The sequence below is a fragment of the Actinosynnema sp. NPDC002837 genome (genome assembly GCF_040295345.1).
In the GTDB taxonomy this organism is placed as follows: Bacteria; Actinomycetota; Actinomycetes; order Mycobacteriales; family Pseudonocardiaceae; genus Actinosynnema.
The window spans coordinates 145,759-158,566 of record NZ_JBEOVG010000014.1; the positions used below are offsets into that span (position 1 = coordinate 145,759).

The 12,808-nt window shown below is 74.7% G+C and carries 10 protein-coding genes; 8 read left to right on the forward strand and 2 right to left on the reverse strand.

All coding sequences use genetic code 11. The annotated features are described in order from the left end of the window. The first annotated feature begins 32 nt into the window (after nt 1-32). Together ABTZ99_RS13665 and ggt are read left to right on the forward strand one after the other, a co-directional pair. Nucleotides 33-2,081 carry a primosomal protein N' gene (locus ABTZ99_RS13665; RefSeq protein WP_499611275.1) on the forward strand — a complete coding sequence of 683 codons (2,049 nt, stop codon included), beginning with the start codon at nt 33-35 and terminating at the stop codon, nt 2,079-2,081. Between the two features lie 118 nt (nt 2,082-2,199). Next, nucleotides 2,200-3,981: a gamma-glutamyltransferase gene (gene ggt / locus ABTZ99_RS13670; protein ID WP_499611278.1), complete on the forward strand. Its 1,782-nt coding sequence runs from the start codon at nt 2,200-2,202 to the stop codon at nt 3,979-3,981. Nucleotides 3,982-4,032: 51 nt separating this feature from the next. Here ggt and ABTZ99_RS13675 read toward each other — a convergent pair whose 3' ends face one another. Continuing rightward, nucleotides 4,033-5,232 (reverse strand): hypothetical protein, encoded by a 1,200-nt coding sequence (locus ABTZ99_RS13675; protein WP_499611281.1) that lies wholly within the window; start codon nt 5,230-5,232, stop codon nt 4,033-4,035. Further along, complete coding sequence (locus ABTZ99_RS13680; RefSeq protein WP_498779838.1) at nt 5,229-5,804, reverse strand: RNA polymerase sigma factor; 576 nt, start codon at nt 5,802-5,804, stop codon at nt 5,229-5,231. Before ABTZ99_RS13680 ends, ABTZ99_RS13675 begins: the two co-directional genes overlap by 4 nt. A gap of 144 nt (nt 5,805-5,948) precedes the next feature. On the opposite strand from ABTZ99_RS13680, the gene ABTZ99_RS13685 reads away from it, so the two are divergent. From ABTZ99_RS13685 to ABTZ99_RS13710, 6 genes are all read left to right on the forward strand, one after another. Further along, entirely contained in the window at nt 5,949-6,113 is a 165-nt protein-coding gene (locus tag ABTZ99_RS13685) for a hypothetical protein (protein WP_498779836.1), read from the forward strand. A gap of 46 nt (nt 6,114-6,159) precedes the next feature. Next, nucleotides 6,160-6,702, forward strand: coding sequence for a peptide deformylase (gene def / locus ABTZ99_RS13690; protein WP_498779834.1), 543 nt, complete (start codon nt 6,160-6,162; stop codon nt 6,700-6,702). Between the two features lie 300 nt (nt 6,703-7,002). Continuing rightward, entirely contained in the window at nt 7,003-7,932 is a 930-nt protein-coding gene (gene fmt / locus ABTZ99_RS13695) for a methionyl-tRNA formyltransferase (protein ID WP_498779833.1), read from the forward strand. Next, complete coding sequence (locus ABTZ99_RS13700; protein ID WP_498779832.1) at nt 7,929-9,356, forward strand: RsmB/NOP family class I SAM-dependent RNA methyltransferase; 1,428 nt, start codon at nt 7,929-7,931, stop codon at nt 9,354-9,356. Before fmt ends, ABTZ99_RS13700 begins: the two co-directional genes overlap by 4 nt. A 178-nt stretch (nt 9,357-9,534) precedes the next feature. Next, on the forward strand, nt 9,535-10,086 hold the full coding sequence (locus ABTZ99_RS13705; RefSeq protein WP_499611285.1) for a flavoprotein: 552 nt from the start codon (nt 9,535-9,537) through the stop codon (nt 10,084-10,086). 36 nt (nt 10,087-10,122) lie between these two features. Continuing rightward, on the forward strand, nt 10,123-12,699 hold the full coding sequence (locus tag ABTZ99_RS13710; protein ID WP_499611288.1) for a helix-turn-helix transcriptional regulator: 2,577 nt from the start codon (nt 10,123-10,125) through the stop codon (nt 12,697-12,699). Nucleotides 12,700-12,808 lie beyond the last annotated feature (109 nt).

A 12,808-nucleotide genomic window follows, 5' to 3' on the forward strand; every position in this document is an offset into this window, starting at 1 on the left:
CCAAGGTCGAACACGTGTTCGATACTGGGGGTATGGTGTCCCGATCGGGGCCCGGGTCGCGGGCGTCCACCCCGGTCTCTGGTAGACCTCCACCCGTGGCGGGCAAGGCGACGAGCAGGAGGGGCGAGCGGGTTCCCGCCGCCTCGCTGCCGGTTGCCCGCGTGTGCGTGGACGTGCCGCTGGCGCACCTCGACCGGCCGTTCGACTACCAGGTCTCGACCGAGCAGGACGCGGACGCCGTGCCCGGCTGCCGGGTGCGGGTGCGGTTCGCCGGCCAGCTGGTGGACGGCTACCTGCTGGAGCGGGCGGAGTCGTCGGAGTACGGGCGGAAGCTCACGTTCCTGGACCGGGTGATCTCGCCGGAGCCGGTGCTGTCGCCGGAGGTGGCCGAGCTGGCGCGGGCGATCGCGGACCGGTACGCGGGGTCGTTGATCGACGTGCTGCGGATGGCGATCCCGCCCCGCCACGCGCGGGCCGAGGCCAAGCCCTCCGACGAACCCGCGCCGGTGCCCGAGGCGCCCTCGGACGAGGGGTGGGCGCGCTACCCGTTCGGGCCGAACCTGCTGGACGCGCTGCGGTCCGGCCGGGCCGCGCGGGCGGTGTGGCAGGCGCTGCCCGCCGAGGACTGGCCCGCCCGGCTGGCCGAGGCGGCGGCGTCGGTGGCGAGCACGGGCAAGGGCGCGCTGGTGGTCGTGCCGGACCACCGCGACCTGGCCCGGCTCCAGCGGGCGTGCGCGGCGCTGGTGGGCGAGGCGGGCGTGGTGACGCTGTCGGCCGACCTCGGGCCGTCCGAGCGGTACAAGCGGTGGCTGGCCGTGCGGCGGGGTGCGGTGCGGGTGGTGCTGGGCACGCGTGGCGCGGCCTTCGCACCGGTGCGGGACCTCGGGCTGGTCGCGGTCTGGGACGACGGCGACGACCTGCACTCCGAGCCGCGGATGCCGTACCCGAACGTGCGGGACGTGCTGGTGCAGCGCTCGCACCTGACCGGCGCGTCGCTGCTGGTCGGCGGCTTCGCCCGGACCGCGGAGGCCCAGTTGCTGGTGGACAGCGGCTGGGCGCACGAGGTGGTCGCGGCCCGCGACACGCTGCGGGCCGTGGCGCCGAGGGTGGCGGCGGTGGGCGAGAGCGAGTGGCAGGAGGTGAAGGACGCGGCGGCGCGGTCGGCCCGGCTGCCGTCGATCGCCTTCGACGCCGCGCGGGCCGCGCTGGCGGCGGACACGCCGGTGCTCATCCAGGTGCCCCGGCGCGGGTACGTGCCCGCGCTGGCCTGCGGTCAGTGCCGGTCGCCCGCCCGGTGCCGCCGGTGCGCGGGCCCGTTGGCGCTGCCGGGCGGCACCCAGGACGGCGTGCCGAGGCCCGCGTACTGCCGCTGGTGCGGCGCGACGGAGGCGGCGTACCGCTGCCCGAACTGCGGTTCGCGCCGGCTGCGCGGCCAGGTCATCGGCGCCCGCCGCACGGCCGAGGAGCTGGGGCGCGCGTTCAGCGGCGTGCCGGTCCGCACGTCGGGCGGCGACGAGGTGCTGGCCGAGGTGCCGGGCGGCCGGTCCCTGGTGGTGGCCACGCCGGGCGCGGAGCCGTTCACCGAGGGCGGCTACGGCGCGGCCCTGCTGCTGGACGGCTGGGCGCTGCTCGGCCGGGCCGACCTGCGCGCGGCGGAGGAGGCGCTGCGGCGGTGGATGACGGCGGCGGCCCTGGTCCACGCGGCCGGGCGGGTGGTCGTGGTCGCGGACTCGTCGTTGGCGCCGGTCCAGGCCCTGGTCCGGTGGGACCCGGTGTGGCACGCGCGGCAGGAGCTGGCGGCGCGTGCCGAGCTGGGCTTCCCGCCCGCCGTGCGGATGGCCACCGTGGACGGCGCGCCGGACGCGCTGGCCGGCGTCCTGGAGGAGCTGGACCTGCCGCCGACGGGCGAAGTCCTGGGCCCGGTGCCGCTGTCGGAGGACAAGGAACGCGCCCTGGTGCGGGTGTCCCGGACGGAGGGCCGCGCGCTGGCCGCGCTGCTGGCCGACGTGCTGGCCGTGCGCAGCGCCCGGAAGGAACCGGACGTGGTGCGGGTCAAGCTCGACCCGCTCGAAGTCCTCTGACCTCGACGTCCTCCGGCCCCACGGCGTCGTCCGCTCCCACGAAGCGCTTCGGTGCGGAACCCGACACGGCGACTCCCGGGTGGTTCTGCTTTCGGCCGGGGTGGAGTAGAAGGGAACGATGCTCCGGTCGACTGTCGCCAGCGTCCTCGCATCCCTCCTCGTCGCACCACTCCTGCCCGCCACCGCCTCCGCGGTCGCCGATCCACCACGCGTGCCCGAAGCGGTCGGCTTCGGCGGCGTGGTGTCCAGCGTCGACCCCGACGCCTCGCAGATCGGCGTCGACGTCCTGCGCCGCGGCGGCAACGCGGTGGACGCCGCCGTCGCCGTGGCCGCCGCGCTGGGCGTCACCGACCCGTTCTCCGCCGGCATCGGCGGCGGCGGGTTCCTCGTGCACTACGACGCCCGCACTCACCGGGTGTCCACAGTGGACGGGCGGGAGACCGCGCCCGCCTCCGCCGACGCGCACCTGTTCGTGGAGAACGGCGTCCCGCTCCCGTTCGCCGAGGCCATGACCAGCGGGTTGTCGGTGGGCGTGCCGGGCACGCCGCGCACCTGGCAGCAGGCGCTGCGGCAGTGGGGCACGTGGTCGCTCGACCAGGCCGTGCGGCCGGCGGAGGAGCTGGCCCGGCGCGGCTTCACCGTCGACGCCACGTTCCACCGGCAGGTCAGCGACAACGCCGCCCGCTTCGCGGACTTCAGCTCGACCAGCGCCCTGTACCTGCCTGGCGGCGCGCCGCCGGCGATCGGCAGCACGTTCCGCAACCCCGACCTGGCCGACACCTACCGCGCGCTGCGCAAGGACGGCATGTCCGCGTTCTACCGCGGTGAGGTGGGTCGCGACCTGGTGGCGGCGGTCCGGCAGCCGCCCGTGGTGGCGGGCTCCACCCGCAAGGTCCGGGCCGGTGACATGACGGCGGCCGACCTCGCCGGGTACGAGGCGCCGCTGCGCGAGCCGACCCGCGTCCGCTACCGCGACTACGACGTGTTCGGCATGGCCCCGCCGTCCTCCGGCGGCACGACCGCCGGTGAGGCGTTGAACATCCTCGAGACCACGGACCTGGCCGCCGAGGAACCGGTCCAGTACCTGCACCGGTTCCTGGAGGCCAGCCGGCTGTCGTTCGCCGACCGCAACCGCTGGGTCGGCGACCCGGCGTTCAGCGACGTCCCGACGAGGGAGCTGCTGTCGCAGCGCTTCGCCGACAGCCGGGCGTGCCTGATCTCGCCGACGGCGGCCATGACCGGCGCGGTCGCACCCGGTGATCCGCGCAACCCGACGCCGTGCGCGACCAGCGGCGAGCCGGCCGCCACGCCGTACGAGGGCACGGACACCACCCACCTGACGGTCGCCGACCGCTGGGGCAACGTGGTCGCCTACACGCTGACCATCGAGCAGGAGGGCGGCAGCGGCATCGTGGTGCCCGGTCGCGGGTTCCTGCTCAACAACGAGCTGACCGACTTCTCGTTCACGCCGGTGACGCCGGGCGTGCCGGACCCGAACCTGCCCGGCCCCGGCAAGCGCCCGCGCTCGTCGATGACGCCGACGATCGTGCTGGAGCACGGCAAGCCGGTGCTGGCGCTCGGCTCGCCCGGCGGCGCGACCATCATCACCACCGTCCTGCAGGTGCTGACCCGGCGGCTGGACCGCGGCACGCCGCTGGTCGAGGCGATCGCCGCGCCGCGCGCGTCCCAGCGCAACGCCGCCAACACCCAGGCCGAGCCCGCGTTCCTGGCGGGCGCGGAGGCCGCGGCGCTGCGCGCGCTGGGCCACCGGTTCACGTCCACCGCCGAGATCGGCGCGGTCACGGCGGTCGAACGCCTGCCCGACGGCCGGTGGCGCGCGGCGGCGGAGACGTCCCGGCGTGGCGGCGGCGCGGCCCGGGCGGTGTGGCCGACGCGATGACGTGGTGGTGTGGTCCCGCCCGCCCCCTGGTCGGGCGGGACCACACCGGTCTCAGCCCAGCGTCACGGTCTCGACCGGTTGGTTGCCGTGGTCGAGCACGCGCACCCGGAAGCCGTCGAGGAGGGCGTCCGCGGCGGTCAGGTGCCGCTGGTCCAGCCGGGCGATGAACGTGCCGTCCCGCAGGGTGGCCGCCACCGTCCGCCCCCGGGGATCGGTGATCTCCAGGCCGCCCACGCGCGTCGCGTCGACCGTGCCGGCCAGCAGCACGTGCCCGTCGCCGGGTCCGGGGCCGGTCTCGCGACTGGTCACGTAGCGGATCGCGAACGACTCGCCACGCCGCGGTGCCGGGTCCTCCTCGTGCACGAGCAGCGGCCGACCCAGGCTGAACTCGCAGAGGGCGGTCTTCCCGGCCTGGTCGTGCAGCACCAGCCGGGCGTCGGCCGCCTGGCCCGAGACCGCTCCGGGTCGCCACTTCAGCGGGTCGCCCACCCACCGCGCCGCGTCCAGCAGGGCCCGGTCCAGGCACCGGGCCACGTCCGGGTCGCCCGGTGGCAACTCCTCCCGCGGCGCCGCCCAGACCTCCGCGGTCGGCAGCGCCACGACGTCGATCCCCGCGAAGACCACGCTCGACGCCGTGGTGAAGCGCGCCGACAAGCCCACCGTGGTGTACGGGGTCACGAACAGGTCCTCTACCAGCGAGACCGGGACGGGTCCGGCGCCGGTCGGGTCCCCGGAGTCCAGCACGACGCGGCCGGTCCCGGCCGGCACGCGCCCGATCAGCACGCCGCTGCCACTGCGCCACAACACCGCCGCCGCGCCGTCCTCGAGCGGGACGGGGCCGACCGCGGGGCTGTTCTTCGAGATCGTCGTGTGCGTGAGCTCGCAGAACCGGTCGTCCCGCGTCACGAGGATCCGGCGGCCCGCCAGGCGGAGCGTGAACCGCACGTCGGCGTCGCCGAGCCCGCACCGCGCCGCGTCGGTCGTGGCCGCGCCGGGCGAGACGCCGGTGACGGGAGGGGCCTGCGACCCGGCCGCCGAGGAGGTGGTGGACGGCGGCGTGACGGCGGTGCGGTCGTCGCCCCCGGTGGACTGGGCGATGATCGCACCGCCCGCGGCGAGTATCACGACGGCCGCCGCGGCGGCGAGCGGCGCGCGCACGGCCCCACCGCCCACGACCCGGCGGCGCAGCCGTTTCCGCACGTCAGGCGGTAGGGGGCGGCGCGGCGGCAGGTTGATCCCCGGCTGGCTCATCGCTCCTCCACGGCACGCAGTCGCGCACGGGCCCGCGAGATCCGCGAGCGCACGCTCACCTCGGCGACGCCGAGCACCTCGGCGGCCTCGGCCGTGGACAGCTCGCCCAGCAGGACCAGCTCCACGGCCTCACGTTCGGCTCTGGGCAAGGTGGCCACCACGTCCAACACCCGGCGTAACGCGCGGTCGTCGTCCACCGAGGCGATGACGCGCTCGGCGTGATCGGGCACCGCTTCCTGGCCGGGCACCCGCCGCAACGCCCGCCGGAACCGGCCGAGGCGGCGGAACTCGGTGCGCGCCAGGTTGCCCGCCACGGTGTAGAGCCACGGCAGGGCGCTGTCGCGGACCAGGGTGATGTCGGACCGGCGCCGCCACGCGGCCAGGAACGTGGCGGAGGTCAGGTCCTCGGCGAGCGACCACGACGCCGTCAGCCGGTAGGCGTGGTTCCACACCGCGTCGGCGTGGCGGTCGAACAGCGCGCCGAACGCCGCCTGGTCGCCGCGCGCCCACAGCTCCGCGTCGGTGTCGGTCACCCGTGCTGCCCCCTGCCGGCCCGATGTCGCAGCAGTCATGTCGGTAAGTAGCCGCAGCCGCCCCCGGCGTTGCAGCCGATCTCATTCCCGAGGATGACGACCCCTCGCGACTCCGAGCGGACGCCAGGCGACGCCGCCGGGGCGCACGCTGGGAGCACAGGAGCCGGGAGCGGAGGAGCCGACATGACCACGATGACCATGACACCCACACCGAGCGCTGTCAGCCGCCCGACCGCCGGCGCGGCGAGCGCGGTGAAGCCGGTGGTCACGACGGCGGCCCGGTTCGTCGGGCACTTCCTGGCCGCGCTGGTCGGCGTCGCCTTCCTCGGCCGTGACCTGGAGCACTGAGCGCGCTTTCGTAGACTGGGACCTCCCCAGGCTTCGAGGAGTGCGCGTGACCGTCCAACCGATCCGGCTGTTCGGCGACCCGGTGCTGCGGACGCCCGCCGTCGAGGTCACCGACTTCGACGCGGAGCTGCGCAAGCTGGTCAAGGACCTGTGGGACACCATGAGCGAGGCGGGCGGCGCCGGGTTGGCCGCGCCGCAGCTCGGCGTCGGCCTGCGGGTGTTCACCTACCACTGCGACGGTTTCGCCGGTCACCTGGTCAACCCGACGTTCGAGGTCGTCGGCGAGGAGGAGCAGGACGGCCCGGAGGGCTGCCTGTCGATCCCCGGCCTGTCGTGGGACTGCCGGCGACACCGCCACGTGGTGGCCAAGGGCTGGAACATGCACGGCGAGCCGATCGAGGTCGAGGGCACGGACCTGCTGGCCCGCTGCATCCAGCACGAGACCGACCACCTCGACGGCGTGCTGTTCCTCGACCGGCTGGACGAGGCGACCCGCAAGGAGGCCATGCGGGCGATCCGGCAGCAGTCGTGGTTCGACGGCGGCGTGCCGACGATCAAGCAGTCGCCGCACCCGTTGTTTGGTGGTTGATGGCCGCTGCTGTGTTTGATTGCCGCTGCTCCGCAGACGGCGGCGAGGTCGCCCGGAAGTCGATCGTTCGCGCCTGATTTTCCGACGATCGAAGAGCGTGATCGCCGGAAAATGAGTCGCGAACGATCGACGCGACCTCGCGGGTGCGGTGGGGGCGAAGGTCGCGGGCGAGCTGGGTCGAAGGCGCTCTTCTAGACTTGCGGCCTGCGGTGTCGCGGAAGATGCGAGGAGAGTGCGTGTTCGTCCAGGAAACCAGGCCGTCCCGGTGGAGTCCCGACGTGCGTCGCGGGGGGATCTGACATGCGGCTGGTCTTCGCGGGCACGCCCGAGGTCGCGCTGCCGTCGTTGCGGGCGCTGCTGGAGTCCGGCCGGCACGAGGTCGTGGCCGTGGTGACGCGGCCGGACGCGCCCGCCGGTCGTGGCCGCCGGGTGGAGCGCTCCCCGGTCGCGGCGCTGGCCGACGAACGCGGCATCGAGGTGCTGGCGCCGGCCAAGGCGGGCGACCCGGTGTTCCAGGCGCGGTTGAAGGAGCTGGAGCCGGACCTGTGCCCGGTGGTGGCCTACGGCGCGCTGCTGCCCGAGTCCGCCCTGGCGATCCCCCGGCACGGTTGGGTGAACCTGCACTTCTCGGTGCTGCCGGCCTGGCGCGGCGCGGCACCGGTGCAGGCGTCCGTGCGGCACGGCGACGACATCACCGGCGCGACCACGTTCCGCATCGTCAAGGAGCTGGACGCGGGCCCGGTGTACGGCGTGGTGACCGAGCGGGTGCGCGACCGGGACACGGCCGGTGACCTCCTCGGCAGGCTCGCCGAGTCCGGCGCGCGCCTGCTGCTGTCCACTGTGGACGGCATCGCGGACGGCACCCTGCGGCCCGTGGACCAGCCCGAGGAGGGCGTGAGCTACGCGCCGAAGGTGACCGTCGACGACGCGCGGCTCGACTTCGGCACGCCCGCCGTCGCGATCGACCGGGTGGCCCGCGCGGTGACGCCGGACCCCGGTGCGTGGGCGGAGTTCCGCGGTGAGCGGCTCAAGCTCGGCCCGGTGCTCCCCGTCGAGGCGGAGGAGCCGCTCGCGCCCGGCGAGCTCCGGGTGGAGCGCAAGCGCGTGCTCGTCGGCACGGCCACCGACCCGGTGGCGCTGGGCGAGGTGCAGGCGCAGGGCAAGAAGCGGATGTCGGCGACCGACTGGGCGCGCGGCGCCCGGATCGAAGCGGGGGAACGGATTTCATGACCCAGAGGTCTTCGCGTCCATCCCGCCCTCGGCGGGCGCACCCGCCCCGCGGTCGCACCGGTCCGGAGCGACCGCCGGTGGAGGACCCCGCCCGCCAGGCCGCGCTGGACACGCTGCGCGCCGTCCGGCAGCGCGACGCCTACGCGAACCTGGTGCTGCCGGGCATCCTGCGGGAACGTCGGATCACCGGGCGTGACGCGGCCCTGGCGACCGAGCTGACGTACGGGTCGCTGCGCGCGCAGGGGCTGCTGGACGCGGTGCTGGCGGCCTGCACCGACCGGCCGTTGTCCGAAGTGGACGGTGCGGTGCTCGACGCGCTGCGGCTGGGCGCCTACCAGTTGTTGCGCACCCGCATCCCGGCGCACGCGGCGGTGGCCTCGACGGTCGACCTGGTGCGCGCCGACCGGGGTTCGGGCGCGGCCGGGTTCGCGAACGCCGTGCTGCGGCGGGTGACCGGGCAGGACGAGGCGGCCTGGGTCGAGGAGGTCGCGCCGGACGAGGACACCGACCCCATCGGGTACGTGGCCATGGCCAACGCGCACCCCCGGTGGATCGCGCAGGCGTTCGCGGAGGCGCTCGGAAGTCGTGGCGAGCCGCTGCGGGAGGCGTTGCTCGCCGACGACGCGCGGCCGGCCGTGCACCTCGCGGCCAGGCCCGGTGAGTGCAGCGCGGAGGAGCTGGCCGCGATGACCGGCGGCGAGGTGGCGCCGTACTCGCCGTACGGGGTGCACCTGGACGCGGGCGCGGGCGACCCGGGCGATCTCGACGCGGTGCGCGAGCGGTTGGCGGCCGTGCAGGACGAGGGCAGCCAGCTGTGCGCGGTGGCGTTGACGCGGGTGCCGGTCGAGGGCCGTGACGAGCGGTGGCTGGACCTGTGCGCGGGGCCCGGCGGGAAGGCCGTGCTGCTGGGGTCGCTGGCCCGGTTGTCGGGCGCGTCGATGGACGCGGTCGAGAAGGCGCCGCACCGGGCGGAGCTGATCCGCAAGGCCATGGGCGACCTGCCGATCACGGTGCACGTGGCCGACGGCCGGGAGTCCGGGCTCGAGGAGGGCGGGTTCGACCGGGTCCTGGTGGACGCGCCGTGCACCGGGTTGGGCGCGTTGCGGCGCCGGCCGGAGGCGCGGTGGCGGCGGCAGCCCTCGGACGTCGCGCCGTTGGCCAGGTTGCAGCGCGAGCTGTTGACGGCGGCGTTGTCGCTGGTCAGGCCGGGCGGTGTGGTGGCGTACGTGGTGTGCACGCCGCACTTGTCGGAGACGGTGGGCGTGGTGGGCGACGTGGCGCGCCGGACCGGGGCGGAGTGGGTGGACGCGCGGGAGTTCTTCCCGGGCGTGCCGGAGCTGGGCGACGGGCCGCAGGTGCAGTTGTGGCCGCACAAGCACGGGACGGACGCGATGTTCTGCGCGATTCTGCGGCGGCCGGTGTGAGTGGTGGGTTGATCCGGTGATCCGTTGGTTCCTTGGTTCGGTGATCCGGTGATCCGGTGATCTTGTGAATCGGTGACCGGGTGAATCGGGGGATCGGTGATTCGATGACGGCGGTTTGGTGAGCGGGATCCGGTGAGCGGGGTCAGATCGGGCCGGGTCGGGTGAATGGTGGGCTCTGGTGAGTGGTGCTCTCGTGAGCGGTGCGGCGGTGCTCGGTGTTGTCGCGTCGGCCGGGGGAGGGGTCGAGCAGTGGTTCGTGGACCGGCTCGCTCGGCCCCTGGCCGCCAAGGGGTGGCGGTTGGCGATCACGTTCACCCCCACCGCGGCCCGGTGGCTCGAGCCCGAGTCTGATTCGCTCCGGGAGTTGACGGGGTTGCCGGTGCGGTGGACGTCCCGCCTGCCGTGGGAGCCCAAGCCCTACCCGGCGCCGGACGCGTTCGTGTTCGCGCCGGCGACGGCGAACTCGCTGGTCAAGCTCGCGCTGGGGATCGCCGACAACCAGGCGCTCACGATGTTGTGCGAGGCGTTGGGCACCGGCAAGCCGATGGTCGCGCTGCCGCAGGTGTCCGAGGGCCAGGCGGCCCACCCCGCGTTCGAGGGCCACTTGGCCGTGTTGCGCTCCGCCGGAGTGGTGCTCGCGCCCGATCCCGAGTCGGTGATGCGTGAACTGGATCGGGTGGCGCCACTCGTCGCATTAGGTGAAAACGCCGGTAACGGCGCGGCCGGCTGAATTGACAGCCAGTCGAGATGCGTAGCAGTCTTGATTGTGTCGAAATTGTACGGCCGGGATCGTGAATGGGCTTCGGTTCTCCGCTTCCTGTCCACGCCCGGTGGCCTGCTGGCCATCGACGGCCCGCCGTGCTCCGGAAAGACCTCCCTGTTGCGCGAGGCGGTCGCCGCCGCCCGCGACCGGGGTTTCGCCGTGGTGCCCGTTCCGGGGGCCGGGTTGGCGGCGTCGGCCGACGTGGCGGCGGCACTCGATCGGGTGGAAAGCGATCGGGTGCCGGTGCTGATCGTGGTGGACCAGGCGCACGAGGACCCGGCGGCGTTGCTCGAGTTGGCGGCGACCGCCGGCGGGGATCGGTCGGTGTCGGTGTTGGCGGCGTTGTGCGGCGAGGCCGTGGAGATCCGGGACGCGCTGAGCCGGCACGGGGAGGTGCTCCCGCTCGGGCCGCTCGACGACGACGCGGTCGAGCGGATGGTCACCGACCTGCTCGGCGCGGTGCCGCACCCCGACCTGGCGTCGTTCACGGCGGGCGCGGGCGGCAACCCGCGCCTGGTCGCCGAGCTCGTGGAGGGCTTGCGGGAAGAAGGACGGCTCGACGTGCGCGACGGCGTGGCCCGGCCGCGCGGCGGGTGGCTGCCGCGCCGGGTCGGGGCCGCGGTGCGAGGTCAGGTCGACGCGATGTCGGCCAAGGCCACCCAGGTGCTGCGGGTCGCGGCCGTGATCGGCAGGTCGTTCCTGCTCCAGGACGTGGCCGCGATGATGGACGAGACCACTGGAGCGCTGCTGCTCGCGGTGGACGAGGTGCTGGCCTCCGGGCTGGTGGTGTGCGTCGACGAGCGGCTGGAGTTCGCGTCCGACCTGGTGTGGCGGGCGGTGGTGGACTCGATGCCCGGGTCGGTGCGGCACGCCCTGCGGCACGACGTGGAGGCGCTGCGCGCGAGGTCGGCCGAGGTGGCGGAGGCGCCCGAGGAGTGGGGCGAGGAGGACGAGGCGCGGGGCGCGGCCGCGGTGGGCGGGGTGCGGTCGTTGGCGGCCAACGGCAGGCTCGGCTCCGCCATCGCGCTGGCGAGGGAGAGCCTGACGGGCGGTGTGCCCACCCGCGCGGCGGCCGAGCTGCACGTGGTGCTGGCGGGGATCCTGCTGGCGGACGGCCGGCCCGCGGACGCGGTGTCCGAGATGGAGCACGTGCTGACCACGCCCGGTGTGCCCGGTCCGTTGCGGCGGCTGGCGCAGGCCGGGCGGTTGCTGTCGCTGTACTTCGCCACGGGGAGCCGGGCGGGCGCGCACGCGTTGTCGGTGTTGACGACGCGGGACCGGGAGCCCGCGGACGCGGACGTGGTGATGGCGGCGACGGTCCACTCGTGCCTGGAGTGGAACGCCGGGAAGCTCGCCGAGGCCATGTACTGGGGTCGTCAGTCGACGCGCTGGGAGCTCGACCGGCCCACCGCGTGGTGGCAGTCGCAGTCGGCGGTGTCGTTCGCGTTGAAGTTGTCGGCGTTGGGTGACTTCGAGCGGGCGGAGAAGTGGGTCCGTGAGGGGGAGGGGTGCGAGGGGGCCGGGTGCGAGGGGGAGAGGTGTCACGGGGCGGCTTGTGAGGACGAGGCGGTGAAGGCGGGTGCGCCGGCCGCGCGGACGATCGCGCGGGCCAGGGTGCTGGTCCAGGCGGGGGAGTTGGACCGGGCGCTGGCGGCGGCGCGGCGCGGGCTGTCGAGCGCGCGCGACCGGGGGCTGCGGATCCTGGTGCCGCTCGCGTCGACGGTGTTGGCGACGGTGGCGTTGCACCGGGGAGACGTGGCGGCGGCGGGCGAGCACGTGCGTCGGTACCGGGCGGATCTGGCGGCGGGTGAGGCGGTGTTGCACTCGGGGCAGTACGACTGGGTGGAGTTGTTGCTGGCGCACGCTCGGGGTGGGGCCGAGCGGGCTGTGGAGTTGGCGCGTGAGCGGATGGACGATCCCGCCGGGGTGCGGCGGATGTTGGTCGAGGAGCCGGGGGCCGCGCCGTGGTTGGTGCGGCAGGCTTCGGCGGTGGGGGATGGGGGGTTGGCGGGGGAGGTGGTCGGCGCGGCCGAGCGGTTGGCGGCCGAGAACCCGGGGTTCCCGGCGGTGTCGGTGGCGGCGCGGCACGCGCGGGCGTTGGTGGAGCGGGACGCGGAGCGGTTGCGGGAGGCGGCGGAGCGGCATCGGCACCCGTGGGCGCGGGCGAACGCGAACGAGGACCTCGCGGAGGTGTTGGCCGAGGCCGGTGAGGTGGTTCGGGCTTCGGCGCACACGACGGTCGCGTCGAGGATCTTCGAGCGGATGGGGGCGGATGGTGAGTTGGCCCGGTTACGCGGGGGTGGGCGGGTGGCTGGTTCTGGTGCGGGTGGTTCTGGTTCGGGTGCGGGTGGTGCGGGTGGGGTGGAGGAGTGGAGGTTGTTGTCCGAGGCGGAGCGGGATATCGCCCGGTTGGTGGGGGCCGGGTTGACGAACCGGCAGGTGGCGAAGCAGTTGTTCCTGTCGCCCCACACGGTGAACTACCACCTGCGGGGGATCTTCAGGAAGCTCGGGATCGGTTCGAGGGTGGAGTTGGCGCGGTTGGCGCACGAGCAGGCGAGTGCGGAGACGTCGACGGTGTGAGTCGAGGGAGGCTGCTCGGGTCAGGTCCGGCTCGATTTGACATGGGGCCCTTACGGGCACTCCAGGCAGGCCGAAGCCGGCAGGCCCGGCGGGGAAAAGCGTCCCGCCG